Origin of the sequence: Actinomadura nitritigenes (assembly GCF_017573545.1) — a bacterium.
GTDB classification, from domain to species: domain Bacteria; phylum Actinomycetota; class Actinomycetes; order Streptosporangiales; family Streptosporangiaceae; genus Spirillospora; species Spirillospora nitritigenes.
Genome location: NZ_JAGEOK010000078.1, coordinates 1 through 8,361 on the forward strand (window position 1 = coordinate 1; position 8,361 = coordinate 8,361).

At 69.4% G+C, this 8,361-nt stretch carries 8 protein-coding genes and 2 pseudogenes; 3 read left to right on the forward strand and 7 right to left on the reverse strand.

Features of this window, described 5'->3' with window-relative positions; all coding sequences use genetic code 11:
* Positions 1 to 426: 426 nt before the first annotated feature.
* A pseudogene (locus tag J4557_RS52465) lies at positions 427 to 549 on the forward strand (transposase); the annotation flags it as partial.
* Here J4557_RS52465 and J4557_RS52565 read toward each other — a convergent pair.
* The 5 genes from J4557_RS52565 to rsgA all read right to left on the reverse strand — a co-directional run bounded on the left by J4557_RS52565 (position 533) and on the right by rsgA (position 5,334).
* Positions 533 to 1,267, reverse strand: coding sequence for a tyrosine-type recombinase/integrase (locus tag J4557_RS52565; protein WP_504740044.1), 735 nt, complete (start codon positions 1,265 to 1,267; stop codon positions 533 to 535). The pseudogene J4557_RS52465 and the gene J4557_RS52565 overlap by 17 nt on opposite strands.
* On the reverse strand, positions 1,159 to 2,346 hold the full coding sequence (locus tag J4557_RS52570; RefSeq protein ID WP_208274712.1) for a site-specific integrase: 1,188 nt from the start codon (positions 2,344 to 2,346) through the stop codon (positions 1,159 to 1,161). The genes J4557_RS52565 and J4557_RS52570 overlap by 109 nt, the downstream gene beginning before the upstream one ends.
* A gap of 88 nt (positions 2,347 to 2,434) precedes the next feature.
* Positions 2,435 to 2,650 (reverse strand): hypothetical protein, encoded by a 216-nt coding sequence (locus tag J4557_RS48620; protein ID WP_208274714.1) that lies wholly within the window; start codon positions 2,648 to 2,650, stop codon positions 2,435 to 2,437.
* A 744-nt stretch (positions 2,651 to 3,394) separates the two neighbouring features.
* Positions 3,395 to 3,907, reverse strand: coding sequence for a GNAT family N-acetyltransferase (locus tag J4557_RS48625; RefSeq protein ID WP_208274721.1), 513 nt, complete (start codon positions 3,905 to 3,907; stop codon positions 3,395 to 3,397).
* A 479-nt stretch (positions 3,908 to 4,386) separates the two neighbouring features.
* Entirely contained in the window at positions 4,387 to 5,334 is a 948-nt protein-coding gene (gene rsgA, locus J4557_RS48630) for a ribosome small subunit-dependent GTPase A (RefSeq protein ID WP_243777543.1), read from the reverse strand.
* 747 nt (positions 5,335 to 6,081) lie between these two features.
* On the opposite strand from rsgA, the gene J4557_RS48635 reads away from it, so the two are divergent.
* Together J4557_RS48635 and J4557_RS48640 are read left to right on the forward strand one after the other, a co-directional pair.
* Positions 6,082 to 7,122 carry a hypothetical protein gene (locus J4557_RS48635; protein ID WP_208274719.1) on the forward strand — a complete coding sequence of 347 codons (1,041 nt, stop codon included), beginning with the start codon at positions 6,082 to 6,084 and terminating at the stop codon, positions 7,120 to 7,122.
* 48 nt (positions 7,123 to 7,170) lie between these two features.
* A pseudogene (locus J4557_RS48640) lies at positions 7,171 to 7,254 on the forward strand (IS5/IS1182 family transposase); the annotation flags it as partial.
* 34 nt (positions 7,255 to 7,288) lie between these two features.
* Here J4557_RS48640 and J4557_RS48645 read toward each other — a convergent pair.
* Together J4557_RS48645 and J4557_RS48650 are read right to left on the reverse strand one after the other, a co-directional pair.
* Entirely contained in the window at positions 7,289 to 7,981 is a 693-nt protein-coding gene (locus J4557_RS48645) for a transposase (protein WP_307800633.1), read from the reverse strand.
* Positions 7,982 to 8,191: 210 nt separating this feature from the next.
* Positions 8,192 to 8,361 (reverse strand): M24 family metallopeptidase (locus J4557_RS48650; RefSeq protein ID WP_208274723.1); only part of this gene is annotated, 170 nt, incomplete at its 5' end.

Here is an 8,361-nt window from a genome sequence, read left to right on the forward strand (position 1 = left end):
TGGACGGAGGGTTGTGAGAGATCAACCGTCCTACCAGGGGCTCCTTGACGTTCCGGGGCAGATGCACCGACCGCGACCATCATGTGATCAACAGTCACCACACCGCTGCTGAAAAAGGCTCACTGGTCGTATCCGACCTCTTCATTCAGGCATGGGGACGCAGGCCACAGAGCCCGAACAGCTCAGTCCCCGGGTGCTGACGGCGTCGCAAGCCGGCGGTCCGGATCGACGGGCGCTGATGGCGCAGGGGCGTCGAGAAAGATCGGGATTGCATGAGCTTTTCTGTGCCGTCAGGACGTCTAGGGCATGTCTCGAAGTCTGGTGTGTGACGGTGTGTCGTGATCTCTAAGTAGCGAGGTCTCCGGTAGATGGGTTTATCGACGACGAAGAACCTGTAATACCGGAGACCTCGTGGCCACCCTAGCGGTGACGGGGCGGTTCGATCTGACCGATGGGCAGTGGGCGGTGCTGGAGCCGCTGCTGCCGTTCCCCAAGGGTCCGGGTCGGCCGTCGCCATGGACGAAAAGGCAGGTCATCGACGGGATCCGCTGGCGGGTGCGGGTCCGGCGCACCTTGGCGGGACGTCCCGGAATGTTATGGGTCCTGGCAGGCGGTGTACGCGCTGTTCCGCCGCTGGCAGCGGGAGGGGGTGTGGGCGCAGATCGTCGCCGGCCTGCAAGGGCGGGCGGACGCGGCCGGGCTGATCTGCTGGCAGGTGAGCGTGGACTCCACCACCGCCCGGGCCCACCAGCACGCGGCCGGGGCCCGTACCCGTCCCGACCAGCAGGCCGAACCTCCCGCCCCCGGCGGTGGCGAGCCCGCCGACCACGCGCTGGGGCGTTCGCGTGGCGGCCTGACCATCAAGGTCCGCCTGTCGTGCGAGCAGAGCCAGAAGGTGCTGTCGCTGCTGGTCACCGCCGGTCAGCGTGGTGACTCCCCGCAGTTTCGGCCCGTTCTGGAACGCATCGCCGTTCCCCGCCTCGGGCCGGGACGTCCTCGCAGCCGGCCCGGGTGCTGAGGCGTTGGTCTTCTTGGCGTTCTTGGTGCGTGGTTGGGTGCGGCGGGTGCGGCGGGCGTCCAGGATGATTGCGGCGGCGTCTTCGGCCGATTGCCGCGCCACATGCGGCAGGACGCTGGTGTAGATGTCGGAGGCGGTGGTCAGCGAGGACAACCGCAGGGTTTCTTGGACGACTTTGAGGTCGTACCCGGCGGCGAGTAGGAACGTGGCGGCGCCGTGCCGCAGGTCGTGCAGCCGGATCGGCGGCAGCCCCGCCTCCATGGACAGCTGTTCGAACTGGTCGGTGACCTCGTTGGGGTTGACGGCGGCGCCGGTGGGTTGGTGAAGACATGGCCGGCCTCGGTCCAGGCGTTGCCGGCGGCGAGGCGCTCGGTGTTCTGCCGCGCCTTGTGCGCGCGCAGTTCCTTGACGGTGGTGGTGTCGAGGTTGATGGTGGCTCTCCGGCGTCGGTTTTGGATTTGCCGTGGAAGGTGTCGGGGCCGATCTGGGTGATCTGCCAGCGGATCGTCACCGTCCCCTGTCGGAAAATCGATGTCGCTCCAGCGCAGCCCGCAGGCTTCCCCGCGGCTGAGCCCCGGAAGGCGATCAGGTGGAACTGGGCATACGGCCGATGCGAGCGGGCCCGGTCCAGAAACTTCTTGGTCAGGGCGGGTGTCCAAACCATGACCCGGGACGGGCGTGGGGCGCCGATGTAGGCGTCCAGCCGGTTGATGTGGGTCCCGATCCGTTTGTGGGGTTCGAGCTGGGATTGGCGTTTGCGGCGGGCGTTCATCTGCTCGGTGTGCGTGGCGAAGTCGGCCTGCCACTGGGTGATGCGTTCGTCGGTCCAACACCAAGGCTTTGGGTGCTTTCGCGGACGGGAGTTCGACCAGGGCGGCGACGTTGAACTCGATGAGGCGTTCGCGGACCGCTTTACTGAAAGCCGATCCCAGGGTCGCGCGGATGCGTTGCTTGGTGGCCGCGCTGACCAGGCGCTGGCCTTTGACTTTGGCGCGCAGGTTGAGGTCGACGGTTTCGCGGGCGCGGGCGATCAGCTGGTTGCGTTCATCGATGGCGTCGAAGAGCCGGTCGATGTCGCGGACCCGGAGCCGTTCCAGTGTGATGTGGCCGAGGTGGGGTTTGAGGTAGAGGCAGATGTGCTGGGCGTAGGAGCGGCGGGTGCCCTCGCGGAGCGCTTTGCGTCCGGCCAGCCAGGCGTCGAGGTAGTCCCCTACGGTTATCGACCGGTTCAGCTCCTGGCCCGTGCGGACCTTGCGGCGCACCTGCTCGGGATCAGGCAGCTGCTTGATCGCCCGGACCGTGGCGACGATGAGACCGGCGATCTGCACCCGGGCGGTTTCGTCGTCTCCGGCGATGGCCAGCAGCTCCCGCGCTTGGCGCAGTTCGTCGGCGGCGTGGTCCTGGGAGGCGAACCCGCTACGCCGAAGCGGCGCGCGTCGTCTCCCGGCCGCGGTGGGCGGGAGCTCCAGCTGGTGCCAGGACTAGCGCTGCTTCTCCCTGCAGGTCCTTATGGACGGTGGCGATGGCGCGGGCGTCACCGCAGGCCAGCTGGTAACGGCCGGTGGCGCCCTGGGTCTGGGCGTGGCGGAGGTTGTTCAGGGTGAGGTCGACGAAGGCGCGTTCGTACTCCATGCCAGCGGCGTCGCGGCCGAGATGGATTGCTTCGACCAGGGTGGTGCCGATCCCGCACCCGCACATGGGATCCACCACCAGGTCCCCCAGGATGAGTGAATGCGTCGATGACGGTGGCGGCGATAGCCGGGAGCGTCTTGCCCGGATGCCGCATTGACGCGCTGGTCCAGGTACTTCAAGCGCACCAGTGACACGCCGACTGTAGGGAAGTTCCGACGACGGGCCCCCGGCGGTATGTCGGGGGCCCGTCGTCGGCGGGGCTCGGGGCCGGAGAGGTGAGTTCGCCTTCTTCCTTGTTCGCCAGGTCCCCGGCACCGTCCCCGGCGCCGCCTACCGCCGCACAGTCAGATGCTGGATGGGGCAGGACGTCGCCGGTGAACCTCTCCGGTGCTAAGCAGGGGTACAGACGAAAGTCGTAGCCCCGCAGTGACGAAACAACCCCGGAGCGGCAAGCTCCGGGGGCTTCTTCGTTACGGAGGCCAGTCTTCTGTGACTGCTGGGAACCGAAGAGGCGGGCGCGCAGGAGAGTGCCCCGGCCCTCGGGGCCGGTTTGTGGTGGTGTGCCGGCGTCGTGAGCGCCGGGGACTCAGGCTGCGGGCGGGGTGATGTGCCCGGTGGATGTCCAGGCGCCGCGTGGCTTGAGTGTGCGTCCAAGGTTCGACCAGAAGGCTTGCCCGACCTTCGCGGCGACCGAACGGCCCCCAGCCGGCTGGGGGCCGTTCGCCGCGTTCAAGGATCGGGAGATCAGACGCCGAACGCCGCCGGGTAGCGGATGACGCCGCTCGGGACCGGCCGCTCAGGGTCGAGGGCGAGCGCCATCATGTACTCGTCCTGGACGTCGAAGGTCGGGCGGATGCCGTACCCGGAGGCCGGGGTGAAGCCGAAGCGCGGGTAGTACTCGGCATGGCCGAGCACGAGCACCAGGTTCTCGCCCTGTTCGCGGGCGGCGTGCAAGGCGGCGCGGATGGCGGCGGCCCCCGCGCCCCGCCGCTGGTGTTCGGGCTTGACGGCGCACGGGCCCAAGGTGAGGGCGGGTGAGTCGGCGACGTGGCAGCGGGTGAGCAGCGCGTATCCGGCGAGATCGCCGTCGGGGGCCTCGGCCAGCCAGGACAGGCCGGGCAGCCACGCCTGCGGGTCGGCCCGCAGCGCCTCGACGATGTCGGCCTCTTCTGGGGTGGGGAAGGCGGCGAGGTTGATGTCGCGGATGGCGGTGACGTCGCCGGCACTCTCCGGACGGGTGGTCCAGGAAGGGGTCATGGTCGGGTTCGTCTCCTTGTTCTTGTGCTGATGCAGGACGTAGCCGGTGTACTGGTGGTCTGCGGCATGCTCGCGGCAGATGGTGATCTCTTGGAGGGTCGCCGCGACCGCCTGGCGCATCCCTGGCACGGCCAGGTCAGCCGCGTGGGCGCGCTGTGACAGCGGCGTGTAGTACTCCTCGAACCAGTCGCGGTCGGGGAGTGGATACGACGCGCCGATGATGTACACCGAGCCTTCGGCCCAGATCAGGTCGAAGCTCTCGTCCGGGAAGGGCAGGTCGGCCATCGACGCCCGTAGCGTGGGGACGACGAGGCCGCGGTCGGCGGCGGTTCGTGCCAGTTCGTCGAGGTACGGCTGGTGCAGGGCGAACAGCGCCGCCGCTGTCGGGTCGCTGATCGAATCGTGCGGGCCTTCGGGCATGGTGGTGCGGGCTCCCGGCGGATGGTGAGCGGTCGGGAAGGTCGGTGGGACGCGGCCGGTCATGGCTGCTGGTCCCGGAACCTGTAGGTGGCGCGCAGGTGGCTGGTGATGGCCTTCTGCCGCTTGACGCGCTCGTCGCGCAGCCGGGCATCGGTACGTGAAGCCGCCCAGGTGTTCTCCCGTTGCAGCTTGCGGTAGCTGTCCAGGCGACGCTCGGTCAGTTCGCCCGCCTCGATGGCGGCCTGGACCGCACATCCCGGCTCGGTGTCGTGGGCGCAATCGCCGAAGCGGCAACGCGCCGCGAGCTCTTCGATCTCGGCGAAGACCTGCTCCAGGCCGTCGGCTGCGTCGTGCAGGCTGATCGCGCGCAGGCCGGGCGTGTCGATGAGGACGCCGCCGCCGGGCAGGGGAACCAGCTCACGGCGGACGGTGGTGTGGCGGCCCTTACCGTCCTGCGCACGTACTCTGCCGGTTGCCAGCAGCTCCTCGCCGAGCAGTACGTTGCCGAGGCTGGACTTGCCCGCGCCCGAGGGGCCGAGCAACACGGTGGTGCCGTGCAGCAACGCCGCCAACGCGTCGATGTTGTGTCCCGTGGTGACGCTGGTGACCAGGATCTCCACGCCAGGTGCCAGCGCGCCGGCCTCGGCTTGGACGGCCTCGGGCTGGTCGGCCAGGTCCGCCTTGGTCAAGACGATCACGGGCTGCGCCCCGCTCTCCCAGGCCAGGGCGAGCAGCCGCTCCAGTTTCGCCGGGTCCAGGGGCGTGGCCAGGGACAGGGCGATGACGACCGTGTCGACGTTGGCGGCGAGCACCTGCCCGTGGGAGGACCGGGACGCCGACGAGCGCACGATCGCGCCGTGTCGCGGCAGCAGCGCCACCAGGTGCGGCTCGGTGCCCGGGCGCAGGGCGGCCCAGTCGCCGGTGCAGGGCGTCAGGAGCGGGTCGGACGGGTGCGGCGCGACGAACGTGGCCCGCGTCGGGCCCGATGCGGTGATCGCCGTGCACATGCCGCGATCGACCCGGGAAATCCGGGCCGGGACGAGCCCCGCTTCGTGATGTTCGGTGAAGGTTCGGTCGAGTGTCCCGGTCCACCCGTACCGGGACAGGCCGGATGGATCGGTGTACGTGTGTGGCAACGTGAGACCCTTGCGGAGAAGGGGCCCCGACGAGACGCGGAATCACCCGCCTGGCGAGCCGGATGGCTCAAGGCCGGGAGACGAAGATGGGTCAGACCGGGGCCCGGGACGTGAGGTTGGTCCGGGCGCTGCGCATGGCAGCGGTCTTCACCGCGGTCATCAAACCTCACCTCCCTCCCACGCCGATCCAGTACCGAACGAGCGCTAGCGTAGCAGCCCCCCGGCCCAGGGCGCTTCAGACTAAGACGTCATCTCATTTGGACGGTTGGCCCACACCCTGGCCTTCGTCCACTCGGTAAACCTGCGGTGAGCCGTCGCCCCGGACGGCCCGAACGACACTGCGGGGAACCTGCGTTCCACCGGGTCCTTGGTGACCCCCGTCGGCCAGGTGCGGCCGGTGCGCAGCGGCCACGGGCTGCCGGGCGCGTAGGGGGTCCAGGCCCCCAGGGATCCTGAACACGGTCTGCGGGTCGGGACGCTGCACCTCCACGGCGATGGGGTCGTGCGGTTAGTACCCAGGGGCCTGCTCGGCTCACTTCCCCGGGCAGAACGCGTCCACCGGTGAGGCCCCGACCTGCGCGCGGAACCGGCCAGCCCATTGCGTCGTCGATTACTGACGTGACTGGAGCGACCCCCACCCTGCCCGACGACCACAAAGAACTGATCTCCGACCTCTGCGGAATCGTCAGCGACTACCCCCAAGGGAGCCCGCCGGCGACCCTCGGCCTGCTCGCCGGCGACGCGGCGGACGCGCTCGACCGCATCGGCACCCCGCAGTGGCGCCGGGAACGGACCGGGTACACAATCTTGCTCCACACCACGTGCTGGTACGTCACCGCACGCGTATTCAGCAAGTCCCTCTTCGCGTCGTACACGCAAGCCCTGAAAGGGTTGCGGGCCACGCTCGACCCGGCGTCCTGCACCTGCCCGGCCGGAGCCCACCCCACGGACGTGGACGACGAGTACGGCGTCGAGGCCGGGGTGAGCATGCTGTCCGAGGCCGGCCGTGCCGTGTTCGCCGAGGAGTACGGGCTGGAGGGCGAGGAGCTGGCGGCGTTCGACTGCGAGGCGTTCCTCGCCGACCTTGCCGACGGGGCCGCCGCCCGCATGCGCGAGGCCCACGAGGAGCTCTTTGGCAGTGTGGACGTCTCCCACCTCGACGCGCGGTTCCTCCGGGACGACGGCGGGATCGACATCGTCGACCTGCAGGAGGCGATCCGGCGTTCCTGGGAGGACAACACCGGCCCCGTCGCGCTGTGGTCCGCCCGTCGCTGGCTGGCCGGGCAGGTGCGCGACGAGGAACGGATCGGCCTGTTCCTGTCCCTGTGGATGGGCATCGCCCAGACCTACGACGGCCTGCCCCCCTCCTATGCACGCGACCTGGTCGCGGCCCTGGACACCATTGACCCGGACGCCTCGTGCGAGCACCCCGGGCACCCCTGGTCCGCGACCACGCAGACCACGCACGTGGACTCCCGGTATGAAGCGGTGGTGCATCTGTACGCGCCCGAGGACCACCCGGACACTCCGGTGCCCGTCGAGCTCTCGGCCCGCGAACTGTGGGAATGCCCGGCGCACTACGCCGAGCTGGCACGCGGTGCGCGGGAGGTCGTCCAGCAGTGGCGTCACATGCGCGGCGGCGAGGAGGGGGACTGGTAGGTCCTGCTGCGGGCCGCCCCGCGTGGTCCGCACGAGTCGTGGTGACCCCGCTACGAACGCAAGGCCGACCACTTCCTCGCCTTCACCAGCATCGCCTGCACCCTCATCTGCTACCGCAGGCTCCCCAAATGAGATGACGTCTAAAGACATTTCAGCGGTGTAGGCGTCAAGCTGCGAGCTGTTCTGAGTGATGCGACCAGGCGGTCGCTTCGTCGTAGGGAGTGTTGGTCTTGAGGCATCCGTGGAGGATGCCGACCAGGCGATTGGCGAGCTGACGGAGCGCGGCGTGGTGGCCGACGTCGCGGGCTCTGAGCCGGTCGTAGTACGCGCGGACGCCGGGTGAGGCGGTGAGAGCCGCGAAGGCCCGGGCGTCGAGGGTGTCGATGAGCCGGTCGTTGTGAACGTACCGGGCCATGACCGTCTTCTTCTTGCCGGAAGCTCGATTGATGGGGCTGGTGCCGGCGTAGTTCTTTCTGGCCTTGGCGGTGGCGTAGCGGTCGGGGTCGTCGCCGAACTCTGCGAGCACCCGGGCGCCGAGGATCAACCCGAGTCCAGGCTGGGAAACAATGACCTCAGCGGCCGGGTGCGCGCCAAAATGGTCCTCCACCTGCCCTTGCAGCGTCATGCCCTGCTGGTTGAGCACGGTCAGGATCGCGGCCTGGGAGCGGACCGCGGCGGCGTAGGCAGCAGTGACGACCGTGGGCTGCCCCAGATGCTCGGTGCGCAACGCCTCGCGAATCCTGGCGGCCTTCTCCTGTCCCCCGCCGTCGCCGGACGGCTCCTGGACGCCGACTGGACGCCCGGCCGGCTGTTCCTCCTCGTCGCCGCTCTCCTGGCCCTGGGCGGCCTGACCATGCACGCCTTCAAGATCCTCGAGCCCACCGCCGCGGATACGGCCCCGCTCAAGCCCCGGGCACAGCCCTCGGCTTCCTGAGCCACCTCGTCCAACCGGGCGGCGACTCCCCTAGCGGAGTCGCCGCCCTCACCACGATCGGTGCGCCCCAGGACATCGCCCGCGGTGCGGCGCGGACCCGACGCGAACGAACCGCGGGCACCCCTGGACGCTCGGTCAGCGGTCGGTGACGATGAGTAGGCGGGTGCTCTGGTTCAGACGGCGGGCTCCGATGTCGGTGCAGACGACGACGTCCTCGATCCGCGCGCCGTACAGTCCCGGAAGGTAGATGGCAGGCTGGACGGACACGGTCATGCCGGGCTCGAAGACGGTCTGGTCCTCCGATG